Annotated in this window: 14 protein-coding genes; 8 read left to right on the top strand and 6 right to left on the bottom strand. The window is 65.9% G+C overall.

Features of this window, described 5'->3' with window-relative positions; genetic code table 11:
* Positions 1-116: 116 nt before the first annotated feature.
* The gene (rep, locus tag LE197_RS26665; protein WP_003110454.1) at positions 117-2,126 is read right to left on the bottom strand and encodes a DNA helicase Rep; all 2,010 of its coding nucleotides are present in this window, start codon (positions 2,124-2,126) and stop codon (positions 117-119) included.
* 187 nt (positions 2,127-2,313) lie between these two features.
* On the opposite strand from rep, the gene LE197_RS26660 reads away from it, so the two are divergent.
* Positions 2,314-3,990 (top strand): putative bifunctional diguanylate cyclase/phosphodiesterase, encoded by a 1,677-nt coding sequence (locus LE197_RS26660; RefSeq protein ID WP_023101719.1) that lies wholly within the window; start codon positions 2,314-2,316, stop codon positions 3,988-3,990.
* Here LE197_RS26660 and LE197_RS26655 read toward each other — a convergent pair.
* Positions 3,902-5,368, bottom strand: coding sequence for a NorM family multidrug efflux MATE transporter (locus tag LE197_RS26655; RefSeq protein WP_003098258.1), 1,467 nt, complete (start codon positions 5,366-5,368; stop codon positions 3,902-3,904). The genes LE197_RS26660 and LE197_RS26655 overlap by 89 nt on opposite strands.
* 148 nt (positions 5,369-5,516) lie before the next feature.
* Here LE197_RS26655 and LE197_RS26650 point away from each other — a divergent pair, with 148 nt between their 5' ends.
* Together LE197_RS26650 and pchP are read left to right on the top strand one after the other, a co-directional pair.
* A complete protein-coding gene (locus LE197_RS26650) occupies positions 5,517-6,434 on the top strand; it encodes a LysR substrate-binding domain-containing protein (protein WP_004352313.1) in 918 nt (305 codons plus the stop codon).
* Between the two features lie 150 nt (positions 6,435-6,584).
* Entirely contained in the window at positions 6,585-7,634 is a 1,050-nt protein-coding gene (gene pchP / locus LE197_RS26645) for a phosphorylcholine phosphatase (protein WP_003146606.1), read from the top strand.
* Between the two features lie 42 nt (positions 7,635-7,676).
* Here pchP and betT read toward each other — a convergent pair whose 3' ends face one another.
* From betT to LE197_RS26630, 3 genes are all read right to left on the bottom strand, one after another.
* Positions 7,677-9,662: a choline BCCT transporter BetT gene (gene betT, locus LE197_RS26640; RefSeq protein ID WP_003096496.1), complete on the bottom strand. Its 1,986-nt coding sequence runs from the start codon at positions 9,660-9,662 to the stop codon at positions 7,677-7,679.
* 124 nt (positions 9,663-9,786) lie between these two features.
* Positions 9,787-11,280, bottom strand: a complete 1,494-nt coding sequence (locus LE197_RS26635) for a YifB family Mg chelatase-like AAA ATPase (RefSeq protein ID WP_003098248.1) — start codon at positions 11,278-11,280, stop codon at positions 9,787-9,789.
* A 40-nt stretch (positions 11,281-11,320) separates the two neighbouring features.
* Positions 11,321-11,581: an accessory factor UbiK family protein gene (locus LE197_RS26630; protein ID WP_003096478.1), complete on the bottom strand. Its 261-nt coding sequence runs from the start codon at positions 11,579-11,581 to the stop codon at positions 11,321-11,323.
* A gap of 439 nt (positions 11,582-12,020) precedes the next feature.
* On the opposite strand from LE197_RS26630, the gene glnK reads away from it, so the two are divergent.
* The 5 genes from glnK to LE197_RS26605 all read left to right on the top strand — a co-directional run bounded on the left by glnK (position 12,021) and on the right by LE197_RS26605 (position 16,146).
* Positions 12,021-12,359: a P-II family nitrogen regulator gene (gene glnK / locus LE197_RS26625; RefSeq protein ID WP_003096476.1), complete on the top strand. Its 339-nt coding sequence runs from the start codon at positions 12,021-12,023 to the stop codon at positions 12,357-12,359.
* Positions 12,360-12,398: 39 nt separating this feature from the next.
* Positions 12,399-13,727, top strand: coding sequence for an ammonium transporter (locus LE197_RS26620; protein ID WP_003109815.1), 1,329 nt, complete (start codon positions 12,399-12,401; stop codon positions 13,725-13,727).
* Between the two features lie 260 nt (positions 13,728-13,987).
* Entirely contained in the window at positions 13,988-14,413 is a 426-nt protein-coding gene (locus LE197_RS26615) for a secondary thiamine-phosphate synthase enzyme YjbQ (protein ID WP_003096441.1), read from the top strand.
* A gap of 77 nt (positions 14,414-14,490) precedes the next feature.
* Positions 14,491-14,808: a transcriptional regulator SutA gene (sutA, locus tag LE197_RS26610; RefSeq protein ID WP_003098240.1), complete on the top strand. Its 318-nt coding sequence runs from the start codon at positions 14,491-14,493 to the stop codon at positions 14,806-14,808.
* A gap of 423 nt (positions 14,809-15,231) precedes the next feature.
* Positions 15,232-16,146 carry a fimbrial protein gene (locus tag LE197_RS26605; protein ID WP_003098236.1) on the top strand — a complete coding sequence of 305 codons (915 nt, stop codon included), beginning with the start codon at positions 15,232-15,234 and terminating at the stop codon, positions 16,144-16,146.
* A 24-nt stretch (positions 16,147-16,170) separates the two neighbouring features.
* Here LE197_RS26605 and LE197_RS26600 read toward each other — a convergent pair whose 3' ends face one another.
* On the bottom strand, positions 16,171-17,547 hold the full coding sequence (locus LE197_RS26600; RefSeq protein WP_003098233.1) for a PLP-dependent aminotransferase family protein: 1,377 nt from the start codon (positions 17,545-17,547) through the stop codon (positions 16,171-16,173).
* Positions 17,548-17,650 lie beyond the last annotated feature (103 nt).

Below are 17,650 nucleotides of genomic sequence, written 5' to 3'. Positions count from 1 at the left end.
GAATTCGTTAGCTAGCTAATTTTGGTCGCGCGTGGAGCGGCAAAAGTTCCTCGCCCGAGGCTAGGCATCGGGCAAGACACTTTTGTGAAAATCGAGACAGTCGAGGCGCGGCGGGCTCAGCGCTTGAGCATGGCGCGGATGTCGGCGAGGGCGGCGTTGCCCTTGGCCGCCTTGACCTCTTGCGGGGCGTCTTCCATGCCTTCCCATTCGAGGTCTTCGGGGGGCAGTTCGTCGAGGAAGCGGCTCGGCGAGCAGTCGATGATCTCGCCGTATTGCTTACGCTTGGCGGCGAAGGTCATCGCCAGGTTCTGCCGCGCGCGGGTGATGCCGACGTAGGCCAGGCGGCGCTCCTCTTCCACCGTGTCGGCCTCGATGCTGGAACGGTGGGGCAGGATCTCTTCCTCCATGCCCATGATGAACACGTAGGGGAACTCCAGCCCCTTCGACGCGTGCAGGGTCATCATCTGCACGCCTTCGGCGCCTTCCTCTTCTTCCTGCTGGCGCTCCAGCATGTCGCGCAGGACCAGCTTGGCGATGGCCTGCTCGATGGTCATGTCGCCTTCCTCGTCGCGCTCGAGGGTGTTCTTCAGTGCCTCGATGAGGAACCAGACGTTGCTCATGCGGAATTCGGCGACCTTGTCGCTGGAGGCGTTCTGCCGCAGCCAGTTCTCGTAGTCGATGTCCATCACCATGCTGCGCAGCACGGCGATCGGCTCGTTCTCCGCGCACTGTCGGCGGATACCGTCCATCCAGCGCTTGAAGCGTTGCAGGCGTTCGTGGAAACGGCTGTCGAGGTGCTCGGCCAGGCCCATCTCGTCGCAGGCGGCGTACATCGAGATCTTGCGCTGGGTGGCGTAGTTGCCGAGCTTCTCCAGGGTCGCCGAACCGATTTCCCGGCGCGGCACGTTGATCACCCTGAGGAAGGCGTTGTCGTCGTCGGGGTTCACCAGCAGGCGGAAGTAGGACATCAGGTCCTTCACTTCCTGGCGCCCGAAGAAGCTGGTGCCGCCAGAGAGCCGATAGGGAATCTGGTGGTGCTGGAGCTTCAGCTCCATCAGCTTGGCCTGGTGGTTGCCACGGTAGAGGATGGCGAACTCGCTGTACGGCCGCTCGGTGCGCAGGTGCAGGGTGAGGATTTCCATGGCGATGCGCTCGGCCTCGGCGTCCTCGTTGCGGCAGCGGATCACCCGGATCGGATCGCCGTGGCCCATCTCGCTCCACAACTGCTTCTCGAATACGTGCGGGTTGTTGGCGATGAGGACGTTCGCGCACTTGAGGATGCGGCTGGTGGAGCGGTAGTTCTGCTCCAGCATCACCACCTTCAGCGAAGGGAAGTCTTCCTTCAGCTGCATCAGGTTTTCCGGGCGCGCGCCGCGCCAGGCGTAGATCGACTGGTCGTCGTCGCCGACCACGGTGAACTGGGCGCGGTCCTTCACCAGCAGCTTGACCAGCAGGTACTGGCTGGCGTTGGTGTCCTGGTACTCGTCCACCAGCATGTAGCGCACCTTGTTCTGCCACTTCTGGAGGACGTCCGGATGTTCCTGGAACAGCTTCACCGGTTGCAGGATCAGGTCGTCGAAGTCCACCGCGTTGTAGGCGCGCAGGGTGCGCTGGTAATGCAGGTAGACGATCGCGGCGGTCTGCTCCTTGGGGTTGCGGGCCTTTTCCAGCGCCTCCTCCGGAAGGATCAGGTCGTTCTTCCAGGCGCCGATGTAGTTCTTGATCTCGTCGACGCCGTCGTCCCCGGAATACTCCTTCTGCATGATGTCGGTCAGCAGCGCCTTGATGTCCGACTCGTCGAAGATCGAGAAACCGGGCTTGTAGCCGAGCCGTTCGTGTTCCTTGCGGATGATGTTCAGGCCGAGGTTGTGGAAGGTCGAGACGGTCAGGCCCTTGCCCTCGCCGCCGCGCAGCAGGGTGCCGACGCGCTCCTTCATCTCCCGCGCGGCCTTGTTGGTGAAGGTCACGGCGACGATGTACTGGGCGCGGATACCGCACTGCTGGACGAGATAGGCGATCTTGCGGGTGATCACGCTGGTCTTGCCGGAGCCGGCGCCAGCCAGGACCAGCAGGGGACCGCCGACGTAGTTCACGGCTTCTTGCTGCCGGGGATTGAGTCGGGACATAGGAACAGGCCGGAAGAGAGGGTTGAAGCGGGGGCGTATTCTAACAGGCTGGCTGGCATCCGCGAGAATTAGCGTGCAAGCTGTGACCGATCCCGAGATCGTTCACGCCATTTTGCTGTAGATTCCCTACCGCATTAGGATGATGCCGTTCGTTCTTTACGAAGATTCTTAAAACTTTGGAGGTTGCTTGTCAGCGCCCGCAGAACCCTTGCGCCTGCTCCTTCTGGCGGATACGCCGGACTGGGCGCCACTGCTAGGTGAACGCCTGAGAGCGTTGGGGCCTGCCTTTTCGCTGAGCATCGTCACCACCTGGGAGGGCGCGGCCACCCTGTTCGCCGCCGAGCCCCGCGGGCTGCTCCTGGCCACGCCGGCCTGCCTGCCGCTGGGGACTCCCTGCCCCTGGCCGGTGATCCTGCTGTTGCAGCAGGAGCCGGCGCAGGCGCCGGTCGGGGTGGTCGACTGGCTGGCCGCCGAACAGCTTTCCGAGGACAGCCTGCGCCGCTGCCTGCGCTACGCGCGCGAGCGCCTGGGCTTGCAGGCGACCCTGCAACTGCTCGCCGAGCAGGATCCGCTGACCGGCATCGCCAACCGCCAGGGCTTCCAGACCCTGCTCGCGGCGCGCCTCAGCGAATTCGACGGGCGTGGCCTGGTGCTCGGCCACCTCGACCTGGACAACTTCCGTCACGTCAACGATTCCCTCGGCCACCAGGGCGGCGACCGCCTGATCCTGCAGGTGGTCAACCGCCTGCGCGGCTTCATGGAGAACGGTGACAGCCTGGCGCGCCTGGGCAGCGACGAGTTCGCCCTGCTGCTGGACACCCGTCGCGATCCGCAACGCGCCGAGCGGGTCGCCGAACGCATCGTCGAATGCCTCGGCGAGTCCTACTGGATCGATGGCGAGAGCCTGTTGCTGGGTTGCAGCCTGGGACTCGCCCACGCCCGTGCCGACGAAGGCGCCGACCCGCTGATGTGGCATGCGCACATCGCCATGCAGCAGGCCAAGAGCCGCCAGGGTTGCACCTTCCATGTCTTCGACGAACGCATCAACCGTGGCGTGCGCAGCCTCGCCGACCTCGAAGCCGAACTGCGCCGGGCGCTGCGTCGCGACGAGCTGGAGCTGCACTACCAGCCGCGACTGTGCCTGGACAGCGGGCGCATCGTCGGCCTGGAGGCGCTGGTGCGCTGGCGCCACGGCGAGCGTGGCCTGCTCACGCCCAGCGAGTTCGTCCCGCTGGCCGAGGAGAGCGGGCTGATCGTGCCGCTCGGCTACTGGGTCATCGCCCGCGCCCTGCGCGACATGCAGTGGCTCAACGGGCGCGGCCTGGAGCCGTTGCACATGGCGGTGAACCTGTCGTTCCGCCAGTTCCAGGACAGCCAGTTGCTGCCGACCCTGCAACGGTTGATCGAAGAGCACGGCGTCGACGCGCGCTGGCTCGAGTTCGAACTGACCGAGACCGCCGTGATGCGGCGCAGCGACCAGGTGCTGCAGACCATGCAGGCGCTCGGCCAACTGGGCGTGCGCTTTTCGCTGGACGACTTCGGCACCGGTTTCTCGTCCTTCGTCCACCTCAATAGCCTGCCGATCACCCTGTTGAAGATCGACCGCAGCTTCGTCGGCGGCATGGACCAGCGGGCGGAAAACTTCCAACTGGTGAGGGCGATGATCAACCTGGCGCACAACCTCAACCTGGAAGTGGTTGCCGAAGGCGTGGAGACCCTGCGCCAGCAGGAGCAGTTGCGCGATTTCGGTTGCGACCAGGTGCAGGGCTACTGGATCAGTCCGCCGCTGCCGTTGGCGGAACTGGCGCGTTTCCTGGGCATCGGCGAGCGCTCGGCGCACCGCGGCCAGCCGCTCGGCAATTGAGCGCCGACGCCTCGCTGGCCGTGGCTTTCGGCAGCAACCGCGCGGTCTTCCACTCGAAGGCCAGGGTCAGGCCGATGGCCGCGCAGGCCAGGCCGCCGGCCAGCCCCCACCAGACGCCCGCGGCGCCCCAGCCGGCCGCGAACGCCAGCAGGCAGGCCAGCGGCACGCCGACCAGCCAGTAGCAGGCCAGGCCGACCAGGAAGGTGGTGCGGGCGTCCTTGAGACCGCGGATCGCGCCCATGGCGACGTTCTGGGTGCCGTCGAACAGCTCGAACCAGGCGGCGATCGCCAGCAGCGAGACGGCCATCGCGGCCACCTCCCGGTTGGCCGGGGCGTCGCGGTCGAGGAACAGGCCGATGATGGCCTCCGGCATCCACCAGAAGAGCCCGGCGAAGAGCAGCATGCACAGCGCGCCGAAGCCGATGCCGACACGCCCGGCGCGGCGTGCTTCGAGCAGGCGGCCGGCGCCGAAATGCTGGCCGATGCGGTAGGTGGTGGCGTACGACAACCCCACCGGCACCATGAACGCCACGTATACCGCCTGGATGGCGATCTGGTGCGCGGCCAGGGCGTGATCGCCGATGATGCCCATGCACAGGGTGGCGACCGTGAACATCCCCGACTCCACCGCGTAGGTGCCACCGATGGGCAGCCCCAGGCGCAGTATCTCCTCGACCATCGCCCGCTGCGGCCGTCCCAGTCCGCGCAGCAGCGAGTACTCGGCATAGGCCGGCTGCAGGCGGATATACAGGGCCAGCAGCAGCGGCATGCAGTTCATGACGAGGGCGGTGACCAGGCCGATACCGGCCAGGCCCAGGCGCGGCAGGCCGAACAGGCCTTCTATGAAGGAATAGTTGAGAGCCAGGTTGGCCAGCGCGCCGAGCACGCTGATCGCCATCACCGGGCCGGCGCGGTCGATGGCGCTGGTGAAGCCGCGCAGGACCATGAAGGCCATGTAGCCGGGCAGGGCGAATGTCAGGCTGTGGAGGAACTGCATGGCGCCGTCCACCGTCTGCGGCGCCTGGCCGAAGACCAGGAGCAGCGGCCGCAGGTTCCATAGCAGCAGGCCGGCGGCCAGGGCCAGCGCGGCGCCGACCCAGAGTCCGGAGCGAGCGGCCGCGGCGGCGCCAGCGGCGTCGTCGCAGCCGTGACGGATCGCCACCAGGTTGCCGACCGCTGCCACCACGCCGACACAGAACGTCGAGACGAAGGCGTAGCTGACCGCGCCCAGGCCGCCGGCGGCCAGCGCGTCGGGGCCGAGCTTGCCCATCATCACGGTGTCGGTGAAGACCATGGCGACATAGGCCAGCTGGGCGGCGATCAACGGGCCCGCCAGGCGCAGGATGGCTTTGAGTTCGACGAGGGATGGCGAGGACATGGATGAGTAAGGCTCAGGAGGAGATGGTTGCCGCGATGGCCTGTCGGCGTTGAGAATGCGGCTATTCTCGGTGCGACTGGCATGGCTCCACAAAAGGAAAAACAAGATGCCAGGCATGAGTAAAAGTCATGAAAGAGGTAATTCCCCAATGACCCGTCGCCTGCCCCCGCTGTATGCCCTGCGCGCCTTCGAGGCTGCCGCCCGGCACGCCTCTTTCACCCGCGCCGGCGAGGAACTGGCGATAACCCAGAGCGCGGTGAGCCGGCACATCCGTACCCTGGAAGAGCACTTCGGTTGTCGTCTGTTCGAGCGCCATGGCCGCCAGTTGCAGCTGACCGAGCCGGCACGCCTGCTACTGCCCGGGCTGCGCGACGGCTTCGATGCGCTGGAACGGGCCTGCACCGCCCTGCGTGTGGACGACGCCACCCTGCGCCTGAAGGCGCCTTCCACCCTTACCCTGCGCTGGCTGCTACCGCGCCTGAGCCGCTTCCGCCACCTGAACCCGGATATCGAGGTGCAGCTCACCAGTGCCTGGATGGATGTGGACTCGGTGGATTTCCAGCGCGAGCCTTTCGACTGCGCGGTGTTGCTGGGCAGCGGTCAGTTCAGCCCGGAATGGGAAACGGCAGCGCTGTTCGCCGAATGGCTGGTGCCGGTCTGCGATCCCGACGAGGCCGTGGAGCCCTGGACCCTCCAACGCCTGCGTGACAGCGAGCTGCTGCACCCCACGCCGGATCGTCGCGACTGGCGACGCTGGCTGCAGCGGACCGGGCTGGGGGACGAGGTGTCGCTCAAGGGCGGCCAGGTGTTCGACACGCTGGAACTGGGCATCGTCGCCGCCGCACGAGGCTATGGCGTGTCCATCGGCGACCTGGTGATGGTCGCCGAGGATGTCGCCCAGGGCCGCATCGGCCTGCCCTGGCCGGTGGCGGTGGCCAGCGGCGAAAGCTATCACCTGGTCTGGCCTCGCGCCCGCAGGGGACAGGAACGCTTCCAGCGATTGCGCGACTTCCTCCTCGCGGAGGTGGCGGCGATGCGTCTGCCCGTCGTCGAGCGGCTGGCGTGACGCCGCCGGACAACTCCTGGCGCTGACGCGACGTTACAGGTCGCTGCCGTCGCTGGGCCGGGCGCAGGGTTTGCGCTAGGGTCGTTGGTCGTTGCCTGTCGGGAGCGGCAGGGGACGGAGCTTCCTTCCAACCGCCCAAAGGAACCCGCCATGACCTTCGCCAAAGGAATACTCGCCGCGCTGGCGCTCGCCGCCGCAGTCGGCCAGGCCAGCGCCACCGAACTCGAGCACTGGCCGGCCCCCGCCGCCAGGCAACTGAATGCACTGATCGAGGCCAACGCGAACAAGGGCGCCTATGCCGTGTTCGACATGGACAACACCAGCTATCGCTACGACCTGGAAGAATCGCTGCTGCCCTATCTGGAAATGAAGGGCGTGCTGACCCGCGACAGGCTCGACCCTTCGCTGAAACTGATCCCGTTCAAGGACCAGGCCGGGCACAAGGAGAGCCTGTTCAGCTACTACTACCGGCTTTGCGAGATCGACGACATGGTCTGCTATCCCTGGGTCGCCCAGGTGTTCTCAGGCTTCACCCTCAGGGAACTGAAGGGCTATGTCGACGAACTGATGGCCTACGGCAAGCCGATCCCCGCCACCTATTACGACGGCGACAAGCTCGCCACGCTCGACGTCGAGCCGCCGCGCGTGTTCAGCGGCCAGCGCGAGCTTTACAACAAGCTGATGGAAAACGGCATCGAGGTCTACGTGATCAGCGCGGCCCATGAGGAACTGGTGCGGATGGTCGCGGCGGACCCCAGGTATGGCTACAACGCCAAGCCGGAGAACGTCATCGGCGTCACCACCCTGCTGAAGAACCGCAAGACCGGCGAGCTGACCACTGCGCGCAAGCAGATCGCCGAGGGCAAGTACGATCCCAAGGTCAACCTCGACCTGGAGGTGACCCCCTACCTGTGGACCCCGGCGACCTGGATGGCCGGCAAGCAGGCTGCGATCCTCACCTACATCGACCGTTGGAAGCGGCCGATCCTGGTCGCCGGCGATACCCCGGACAGCGACGGTTACATGCTGTTCAACGGCACCGCGGAAAACGGCGTGCACCTGTGGGTCAACCGCAAGGCCAAGTACATGGAGCAGATCAACGGCATGATCAAGCAGCATTCCGCCGCACAGGCCAAGGCCGGCCTGCCGGTGACGGCGGACAGGAACTGGGTGATCGTCACTCCGGAGCAGATCCAGTAGGCGAAACGGCGAGGGGCCGGCATTGGCCGGCCCCCGCATCCCTCAGCGCACCACGTGCAGGAAGTGCATGTGCCGCTCGTACTGGTCGAGGATGTCGCCGATCACGCCGTCGCGGCTCCAGCCCATGATGTCGTAGTCCTGGCCGCCTTCCTGGAGATGGACCTCGGCGCGGAAATACTTGCGCGACTCGCTGCTGTCCTCGGTGTCGCGCATCACGAAGCTCGGCGTGGTGAAGGCGCGCGGACGCACCTCGTAGATGAAATCGACCTCGCCGCCGTGGCTGACTTCCAGCCGAACCCGGCCGTCCTCGCCGTCCTGCACCTGGACTTCGTAGCCCTGCTTGCGCAGTTCGGCGGCGACGTCCTCGCAGGCCGGTCGCGCCACATCGGTGATGAAGCGGTTGACGTGGCTGCGCCTTGGGAACATGGCGATGTTGCGCAGGCGGCGCTGCCAACCGTCGCCCTCGCTTGCGCCGCTGCGCGTGGTGGGGCGGGAGAAGGTCAGCGCCTGGTAGCGGATGCCGCGCTTGGTGGCATCCAGGTGCAGCGCCTTGAACAGGCCCCAGATCGACGCCAGGAGCACGATGGAGAATGGCAGCGCGCTGGCGATGGTCGCGGTTTGCAGCGCCTTGAGGCCATCGGCGAGGAGCAGGGCGATGGCCACCACGCCCATCAGCACCGACCAGAATATCCGCTGCCAGAGCGGCGAGTGGTCCTTGCCGCTGGAGGCTAGCATGTCCACCACCAGCGCGCCGGAGTCGGCCGAGGTGACGAAGAACACCACCACCATCAGCACCGCCACCAGCGAGATCACGCTGCCCAGCGGGAAGTGCTCGAGGAAGGCGAACAGCGCCACCGAACTGTCCTGGTTGACCACTTCGGCCAACTGGGTGAAGCCCTCCTGCAGGACCATGTGGATGGCGGTATCGCCGAACACCGTCATCCACAGCAGGGTGAAGCCGGCCGGGACGAACAGCACGCCGCAGACGAACTCGCGGATGGTGCGGCCGCGCGAGATACGGGCGATGAACAGGCCGACGAAGGGCGACCAGGACAGCCACCAGCCCCAGTACAGCAGGGTCCAGCCGCCGATCCAATCGGTGGGCTCGTAGGCGTACAGGTTGAAGGTCTTGTTGACGATGTCGGACAGGTAGGCCCCGGTGTTCTGCACGTAGGTCTGCAGGAGAAACACGGTCGGCCCGAGGACCAGCACGAAGAGCAGCAGGATCACCGCCAGGCTCAGGTTCAGTTCGGACAGGATGCGGATGCCGCGGTCCAGTCCGCTGGCCACCGAGAGCGTGGCGAGGCCGCAGGTGGCGGCGATCAGGGCGATCTGCACGGTCTGGTTCACCGGCCAGCCGAACAGGTGGTGCAGGCCGCTGTTGATCTGCAGCACGCCGTAGCCGAGCGAAGTCGCCACGCCGAACACGGTGCCGATGATCGCGAAGATATCCACCGCGTGGCCGATGGGGCCGTAGATACGTTCGCCGATCAGCGGATACAGCGCCGAGCGCAGGGTCAGCGGCAGGCCGTGGCGATAGCTGAAGAAGGCCAGGATCAGCGCGACGATGGCGTAGATCGCCCAGGCATGCAGGCCCCAGTGGAAGAAGGTCAGCTTCATCGCTTCCTTCGCCGCCTGCACGGTGTTCGGCTCGCCCACCGGCGGGGTGGTGAAGTGCATCACCGGTTCGGCAACGCCGAAGAACATCAGGCCGATGCCCATGCCGGCGGAGAACAGCATGGCGAACCAGGTGGTGTTGCGGTAGTCGGGACGACTGTGGTCGGGGCCGAGCTTGATGTCGCCGTAGCGGCTGACGGCGAGGAACACCACGCTGATCAGGATCAGCGCCACGGCCAGTACGTAGAACCAGCTGGCGTTGGTGATGATCCATTGCTGGACGTGGTTGAACAGCGATTGCGCTTCTTCCTGGAGGAGGACGGTAAACAGCACCAGGGCCAGGATCAGGGCGGCGGAGGTATAGAAGACCGGAGGATTCAGGGTGCTCCGGGGGGTAGTGGGTGTCTCCATGTAAGCTAGCTCTCCTTGTGATCGGATTGCCCGCCGAAGGCGGAAGACGAAACAGCCTAACACATCGTGATAGCTAATTTGATTCGAAAAGCCTTAATCGATAGCTTTGCTGAATTATTACGCTTCACGTGGAGGTCATTGCCCGATACTGCAGGGCTTCCGCCAGGTGCCGGCGTTCGATGGCATCGATGCGCTCCAGGTCGGCCAGCGTCCGGGCCACCTTGAGTATGCGATGCAAGGCGCGCAAGGAAAGTTCCAGGCGCTCTCCGGCAGCCTCCAGCCAGCGGCGGTCCGCTTCGGCGAGTGCACAATTGCGGTGCATCGCCTGGAGATCGAGATGGGCATTGGCGCAGCCCTGGCGGGCCAGTTGCCGTTGCCGTGCGGCGCCCACCCGTTCGCTGACCTCGGCGGTAGCGGTTTCGCCGTGTCCTGGCTGCAGGCTGGTGCTTTCGCGGAGCACGCTGACGTGCAGGTCGATGCGATCGAGCAGCGGTCCGGACAGCTTGCCCCGGTAGCGCTGGACCTGTTCCGGGGTGCAGCGGCAGCGGCCACTGGGATCGCCGAGGTAGCCACAGGGACAGGGATTCATCGCCGCCACCAGTTGGAAGCGCGCCGGGAAACGTACCCGGCCGTTGGCCCGGGCAATGACGATCTCGCCGCTTTCCAGCGGCTCGCGCAGGACCTCCAGGACCTTGCGCTCGAACTCCGGCAGTTCGTCGAGGAACAGCACGCCCTGGTGCGCCAGGGTGATCTCGCCCGGCTGCGGGCGGCTGCCGCCGCCGACCAGGGCCGGCGCGGAGGCGGAGTGGTGCGGCTGGCGGAACGGTCGCTGCGGCCAGTGCCTGAGGGGGACGTGGCTGGCCACCGAATGGATCGCCGCGACCTCCAGGGCTTCGTCCTCGTCGAGCGCCGGCAGCAGGCCGGGCAGGCGGCTGGCCAGGAGGGTCTTGCCGGTGCCCGGCGGGCCGCTGAGCAACAGGTTGTGCGCGCCGGCGGCGGCCACCAGCAGGGCGCGCTTGGCGGCGGCCTGGCCCTGGACCTCGGCCAGGTCTGGATAAGGGAAGGGCGCGCGGAGCAGGCCGCGGGCCTGGTAGGGCGGCAGCGGGGCCTGGCCGGAGAGGTGTCCGGCGATCTCCAGCAGGTGGTCCACGGCGAACACCGTCAGCCCGCTGGCCAGGCTGGCCTCTTCGGCATTTTCCTTCGGTACCACCAGAACGCGCCTTGCGTCGCGCGCCGCCAGCGCGGCCGGCAATACGCCTCGCACTGGGCGGATCGCCCCGGACAGGGCCAGTTCGCCGAGGCACTCCAGGCCGTCGAGGGCGGTGCCGGGCAACTGGCCGCTGGCGGCGAGGATGCCGAGTGCGATGGCCAGGTCGAAGCGACCGCCGTCCTTGGGTAGGTCGGCGGGGGCGAGGTTGAGGGTGATGCGCCGCGCGGGGAAGTCGAAACCGGCATTGAGCAGGGCGCTGCGCACGCGGTCCTTGCTCTCGCGCACCGCGGTTTCCGGCAGGCCGACCAGGGTCAGCGAAGGCAGGCCGTTGGCCAGGTGCGCCTCGACGCTGACGCAGGGGGCTTCGACGCCGACCTGGGCTCGGCTGTGGACAATCGCCAGGGACATGGATCGCTCCTTGATCTCACGCCGCTCGCAGGGGGGAGGATCAGTCGGCGGGCGGCGTCAGCTTGCTTTCGAGTTCCGCCACCTTGGCCTCCAGGGCTTCCAGCCGTGCGCGAGTGCGGGCGAGGACCAGCATCTGGCTGTCGAACTCCTCGCGGCTGACCAGGTCGAGCTTGCTGAAGGCGCTCTGCATCAGGGCGCGGAACTGCGACTCCAGCTCGGCCTTGGGCAACGGCGATTCGCCGGCGAACAGGCGGCTGGCTTGTTGGCTGAGGGCTTCGAAGACGGCTTTGGGCGGCAGCATGGCGAGGGTTCCGGTAACGAGTGGGCGGCAGTCTAGCACGATGTCGGCGGCGCTCGCGGGAGGGCCATTGCACACTTTTTGCGCAACTGTCGGAGCGCGTCTGCGCCTATTTGGTGCGCCGCCCGGAGCCCGGCGTTCCGCACTATCCCCGGGTTGGCGGCTAAGAGCTTGAAATCCGGCGGATTTGCCGGAGCTGGCAAGCTTTCTGCTTTGGCCGGGGTGAGGCGTGCACTGAAGCAGTACCGGTGCGGCAGATGAGGCGGTTGCGGGAGGCCGGCAGGTTGCGGCATCGAACGGCCGCAGCAGGGCCAGGTCGGGGCGGAGGGTCCCGATCATGCTTCCCAGAGGGACCGGCGCGTTACAAAGCCAGACACTGCGCTTAGACTGTCCTCGGGTTCGTTTTCCTGGGGCGAGTCCACCAAACACGGGAGAGAGTTTCATGAAGCTAGTCACTGCCATCATCAAGCCGTTCAAGTTGGACGACGTCCGCGAGTCGTTGTCCGAGATCGGTGTGCAGGGCATCACGGTGACCGAGGTCAAGGGTTTCGGCCGGCAAAAGGGCCACACCGAGCTGTATCGCGGCGCCGAGTACGTCGTCGACTTCCTGCCCAAGGTGAAGATCGACGTGGCGATCGCCGACGACCAGCTGGACCGCGTCATCGAGGCGATCACCAAGGCGGCCAATACCGGCAAGATCGGTGACGGCAAGATCTTCGTGGTGAACCTGGAACAGGCCATCCGCATCCGTACCGGCGAAACCGATACCGACGCGATCTAAGCCCAACCGAACCCCCAAAAGCCCCAGGAGAATACCAACATGACTCTGCGTAAGATCGCAGGGCTAGGAGCCCTATTGTCCCTCGCTTTGCCGGGCGTCGCCCTGGCCGCCGAGGAGCCCGTCCTGAACAGCGGCGACACCGCCTGGATGCTGATCTCCACTGCGCTCGTCCTGCTCATGACCATCCCCGGCCTGGCGCTGTTCTACGGCGGCATGGTGCGAGCGAAGAACGTGCTGTCGATCATGATGCAGTGCTTCGCCATCACCGGCCTGATCACCATTCTCTGGGTGGTCTATGGCTACAGCCTGGCGTTCGATACCGCCGGGATGGAGAAGGGCGTCCTCAACTTCAATTCCTTCGTCGGCGGACTGGACAAGGCCTTCCTCAGCGGCCTCACCGCCGACGGCCTGACTTCCGCCACCGCGCTGTTCCCGGAAAGCGTGTTCATCACCTTCCAGATGACCTTCGCGATCATCACTCCGGCGCTGATCGTCGGCGCCTTCGCCGAGCGCATGAAGTTCTCGGCGATGCTGATCTTCATGGCGGTCTGGTTCACCGTGGTCTACGCGCCGATCGCGCACATGGTCTGGAGCGGTGACGGCGCCCTGATGTGGGACTGGGGCGTGCTGGACTTCGCCGGCGGCACCGTGGTGCACATCAACGCCGGTATCGCCGGTCTGGTCGCCTGCCTGGTGCTGGGCAAGCGCAAGGGCTACCCGACCACGCCGATGGCGCCGCACAACCTCGGCTACACCTTGGTCGGGGCGGCCATGCTGTGGATCGGCTGGTTCGGTTTCAACGCCGGTTCCGCCGCCGCCGCCAACGGCACCGCCGGGATGGCCATGCTGGTGACCCAGATCGCCACCGCCGCCGCGGCCCTGGCCTGGATGTTCGCCGAGTGGATCACCCACGGCAAGCCGAGCGCCCTGGGCATCGCGTCCGGCGTGGTCGCCGGTCTGGTGGCCATCACCCCGGCCGCCGGCACCGCCGGTCCGATGGGCGCGCTGGTGATCGGCCTGGCCTCCGGGGTGATCTGTTTCTTCGCCGCCACCAGTCTCAAGCGCGCGCTGAAATACGACGATTCCCTCGACGCCTTCGGCGTACATGCGGTCGGCGGTATCGTCGGCGCGCTGCTCACCGGGATCTTCGCGGCGCCGTCGCTGGGCGGCTTCGGCAGCGTGGAGGACATCGGCGCGCAGTTCTTCGTGCAATTCAAGGGCGTGGCCTTCACCGTGGTCTACACCGCCGTGGTGACCTTCGTGATCCTCAAGGTGCTGGACCTGGTCATGGGCCTGCGGGTCACCGAGGAAGAGGAAGCGGTCGGCCTCGACCTGGCGCTGCACAACGAGCGCGGCTACAACCTGTAATACCTGCCGGCGCCCGGCTTTCCGCCGGGCGTCGGTTTGCCTCCCGCGCTCGCCTTCGCCGAACGCCATGCCCTTGTGCGTCGAAAGTCCAGGGCGCTTCCCGCGACTGCCGCCACCTTTCCGCAACCGGTCTTTCAGTGACTGCCAGCGGACTGCGCCACCATCAGCTTTCACAGGTCTGCCTCTTACGCTCTTTGCTTTTTCAAATGCCGCGCTAGAATGCGCGGCGCGACGGATCGGAGCCGATTTGGAACAGCAGCATGTGGCAGCAGACCCTGATCACCTTGCGCCCGCGTCCGCGGGGCTTTCACCTCGTCACCGAGGAGATACTCGACGCCTTGCCGGAGCTTCGGCGGTGCCGGGTCGGCCTGCTGCACCTGCTTTTGCAACATACGTCGGCTTCACTGACCCTGAATGAAAATGCCGATCCTGCCGTACGCCGGGATTTCGAGCGTTTTTTCGAGCGGCTGGCGCCACGCGGCGAAGTCGGCTATGAACACAACGACGAAGGTCCGGACGACCTTCCGGCGCATTTCAAGGCCAGCCTGCTGGGCTGCCAACTGACCCTGCCGATACAGTCGGGAGGGTTGGCACTGGGCACCTGGCAGGGGATCTATCTCGGTGAACACCGGGACAGGGGCGGGGCACGGCGCGTGCTCGCCACCTGGCAGGGCGAGTCAGTATGAATTTTTTCCGGCGGCGCTCATCAAAACGCGCGGCTGGGCTATAACTAACCTGCTTTTGCAGCACCGAGAGGTTGACCATGAGCGAAGAAGAACTGGAACAGGACGAGCTGGACGGCGCTGACGAGGACGACGGCGAAGAGCTGGCCGCGGCCGACGACGGCGAAGCGGACAGCGGCGACGGCGACGAGGCCCCCGCCCCCGGGAAGAAGGCGAAAGCCGCCGTGGTGGAAGAGGAGCTGCCCTCGGTCGAAGCCAAGCAGAAAGAGCGTGACGCCCTCGCCAAGGCGATGGAGGAGTTCCTTTCCCGCGGTGGAAAGGTGCAGGAGATCGAACCCAACGTGGTGGCCGATCCGCCGAAGAAGCCGGACAGCAAGTACGGCAGCCGCCCCATCTGATTTCGCGCCATCCCAAGGCCCGCCTCCCGCAAGGGATGGCGGGCCTTGTGCTATGGCGCCGGTCACTTTGACGGGCATCTCGCCCCGCCGCATCCCGGTTGGCGAGCCGATCTTTCGCCTGTTCAGGCACGGCTGGCGACGGGCCAAGGCCTTTTCCTTTCCGGTGGCAGCGCTACCGTTCCACATCGTCAACCGAAGCTGCTTGCCATCCAGGCGCTCCAAGCGGCGTCCGGGGCTGCCGGAGAGCGAGCTGTAGAGCTTGCTTAAGAATTTTCCTAGCGATTCTTAGGTGGATTCGCGGAGCCGTGTAGGTCCTGTCTTATGGCTCCTTTCCAGGTGTTCTGAAAAGATTAGCCACCCATCAAGTTCACTCCGGTTCCGGTGGATTTTCCCGGACATGCCGGACACATCGGTTGTCATCCCATGGAGTTCAAGACGTTCCGTCGAACCCTGCTGATCGCGGCAGTCCTGTTCGTTCCCGCCGGCACCAGCATGGCTGCCAATCTGTACGCTTTCGGCGGCCGCGATATCGCCGTCCCCTCGATCCTTCCCGAGGGAAACGTCACGTCGCGCTACACGTTCACTCCCATGCAACTGTGCGGCAAGCCCAGCTGCGATCTCATCGGCGTCGCTCTGTACAACAAGGGAAGTGTCTGGGACCCGGTCGATGGTCCGGACCTGAATACCAACGTGCCGGGCCTTTCGGTGCGCCTGCTGCTGGATGGCATACCGGCGAGCAGCCGTTTCAAGGGCACTTTCTCGCAAATCGCGGAGGTCCAGTTGTTCCGCAACTCGACGCCGCTCTCCGACGGCCAGTTCGCGAGCGGAGCGTTCAACTCGTACTTCCTCATTACCTACAAGGACGGGCTTATCGCGTCTGGCACCTCTTCCATCAGGTTGACCGGGAGCGTCACCACGATCAATGCGACCTGCCAGGTCGCCGACCAGACCGTGAAGCTGCAGTCGATCGCTGCCGCCCGGCTGAACGGCGTCGGCACCTACGCGGCCGTTACCCCGTTCAATCTCGTAGTGGCCGGCTGTCCTCGCGGGTACAACCGCGTCGGCTACAGCCTTCAAGCGGTGGGGGGCGCGGTGGCCGAAGGCTCGGGTGTATTGCCGCGCCTGGCGGGCAGCACCGCGACCGGCGTATCGATCCGGGTCACCGACGAGGCCGGCGTTCCGCTACGGATGGGACTCTCGTTGCCGGTGACCGCGTACGACAAGAACACCGGCGGGGCTTACTGGATCCCGATGAAAGCGTCCTATGTGCAGACCGCCGAGAAAATCACGCCCGGCTCGGTCCTGGCCGCGATGGTGATCCTGCTCGACTACCAGTGAGGCAGGGGAGGGCAAGAGCGCGCCTCACCCGAACGCCTCGAAGAACGCCAGGGCCCGCGGGTCGCTGGCATAGGCGATGTTGATACGCAGCCAGTCGCTCTCCTCGCCTTCCGGGCTGAAGCCGCTGCCCGGCGACAGCAGCACGTCCAGGCGTGTCGCCACGGCCTGCAATTCGGCGAACGGGTAGTCGCCGATACGGGCCCAGACGAACATCCCGCCGACCGGTTCGGCGAACACCTCCCAGCCGTTGTCCCCAAGCACCCGCAGGGTCGCCGCCATCTGCCGGGTCAGGCGCTGGCGCAGGCGTTGCACCAGCTTGCGGTAACTGCCGTTGGCGAGCATGGTCGAGACCACGCATTCGGCGAAGCGCTGGCTGCCGATGCTGGTGTACATCTTCACATCCGCCAGGCGCCGGATCAGCTCGGGGCCGGCGATCAGGTAGCCGACCCGTAGCGAGCAACTGAGGGTCTTCGAAAAGCTCGCCAGGTAGATCACCCGGCGCAGCGAATCGAGGGTTGCCAGGCGGGTGCTGGGGCCGTTCTGGAAGTCGGCGTAGATGTCATCCTCGACGATGTGGAAATCATGCTGCTCGGCCAGTTGCAGCACGCGGTGGGCCACTGAGGGGCTGAGGCTGGTGCCGGTGGGGTTGTGGTACATGCTGTTGGTGAAAAGGAACTTCGGCTTGTGCGCGCGGAGGATCGTCTCCAGCGCGGCGGTGTCCGGGCCGTGGCGGGTGCGCGGCACGCCGAGCATCTTCACCCCGTGGAACTTCAGCAGGTTGAACAGGTTGTAGTAGCCGGGGTTCTCCACCACCACCACGTCGCCCGGCTTGAGCAGCGTGCGTACCAACAGGTCGAGGGCATGGCTGGCGCCGGTGGTGGTGAGGATCTGCTCCGGGTCGACATGGATATCGATCAGCCGCAGGCGTTTCTGGATGTGCTGGCGCAGCGCCGGCAGGCCCAGCGGAGTGCTGTAGTCGAACAGCCCGGCGAGTTCGCTGCGGGCGACCTGGCGGATCGCGTAGCTGAGTTCCTCGACTTCCCGCCAACTGTCCGGAATCCAGCCGCAGCCGAGCTTGAGTTTCGTCGAGCTGCCGCTGAACTGGCCCCATGCGTTTTCCGCGCCTTCGTGCCATTCGCTGTCGAGGTCGGTAGTGGCGGCGGGCGCCTCGGCGACGAAGAACCCCGAGCCGTGCCGCGATTCCAGCATCCCCAGGGCGACCAGGCGGTCGTAGGCCTCGATCACGCTGGACTGGCTGAGCTGGTTTTCCCTGGCCAACTGGCGTATCGACGGAATCCGCGTGCCGGCGCGGACGCGATTGCCGCGGATCCAGCCGCTGACCCCTGCGACGATCTGCTGCACCAGCGGCTCGCTGGCATTGCGGTCGATCCGGAGGTGCATGCCTGACTCACTGTTTGGTCTTTTGGGGCGAACAGTTAAGCACAAATCCGAACAGCTGTTACTTGTTCCGTAGCGCCGCCGCGCCGGATAGTCGACGCCTCTT

Source organism: Pseudomonas sp. PS1(2021), from assembly GCF_020405165.1.
Taxonomy (GTDB): Bacteria; Pseudomonadota; Gammaproteobacteria; order Pseudomonadales; family Pseudomonadaceae; genus Pseudomonas; species Pseudomonas aeruginosa.
The sequence above is the reverse complement of the archived record's forward strand: the minus strand, read 5'-3'. Positions and strand labels throughout refer to the sequence as shown.

What these genes read in the sequence shown, in the direction of transcription:
- rep (WP_003110454.1), bottom strand. Translation starts at nt 2,126, where the DNA reads ATGTCCCGACTCAATCCCCGGCAGCAAGAAGCCGTGAACTACGTCGGC.
- LE197_RS26655 (WP_003098258.1), bottom strand. Translation starts at nt 5,368, where the DNA reads ATGTCCTCGCCATCCCTCGTCGAACTCAAAGCCATCCTGCGCCTGGCG.
- LE197_RS26650 (WP_004352313.1), top strand. Translation starts at nt 5,517, where the DNA reads ATGACCCGTCGCCTGCCCCCGCTGTATGCCCTGCGCGCCTTCGAGGCT.
- pchP (WP_003146606.1), top strand. Translation starts at nt 6,585, where the DNA reads ATGACCTTCGCCAAAGGAATACTCGCCGCGCTGGCGCTCGCCGCCGCA.
- betT (WP_003096496.1), bottom strand. Translation starts at nt 9,662, where the DNA reads ATGGAGACACCCACTACCCCCCGGAGCACCCTGAATCCTCCGGTCTTC.
- LE197_RS26635 (WP_003098248.1), bottom strand. Translation starts at nt 11,280, where the DNA reads ATGTCCCTGGCGATTGTCCACAGCCGAGCCCAGGTCGGCGTCGAAGCC.
- LE197_RS26630 (WP_003096478.1), bottom strand. Translation starts at nt 11,581, where the DNA reads ATGCTGCCGCCCAAAGCCGTCTTCGAAGCCCTCAGCCAACAAGCCAGC.
- glnK (WP_003096476.1), top strand. Translation starts at nt 12,021, where the DNA reads ATGAAGCTAGTCACTGCCATCATCAAGCCGTTCAAGTTGGACGACGTC.
- LE197_RS26620 (WP_003109815.1), top strand. Translation starts at nt 12,399, where the DNA reads ATGACTCTGCGTAAGATCGCAGGGCTAGGAGCCCTATTGTCCCTCGCT.
- LE197_RS26615 (WP_003096441.1), top strand. Translation starts at nt 13,988, where the DNA reads ATGTGGCAGCAGACCCTGATCACCTTGCGCCCGCGTCCGCGGGGCTTT.
- sutA (WP_003098240.1), top strand. Translation starts at nt 14,491, where the DNA reads ATGAGCGAAGAAGAACTGGAACAGGACGAGCTGGACGGCGCTGACGAG.
- LE197_RS26605 (WP_003098236.1), top strand. Translation starts at nt 15,232, where the DNA reads ATGGAGTTCAAGACGTTCCGTCGAACCCTGCTGATCGCGGCAGTCCTG.
- LE197_RS26600 (WP_003098233.1), bottom strand. Translation starts at nt 17,547, where the DNA reads ATGCACCTCCGGATCGACCGCAATGCCAGCGAGCCGCTGGTGCAGCAG.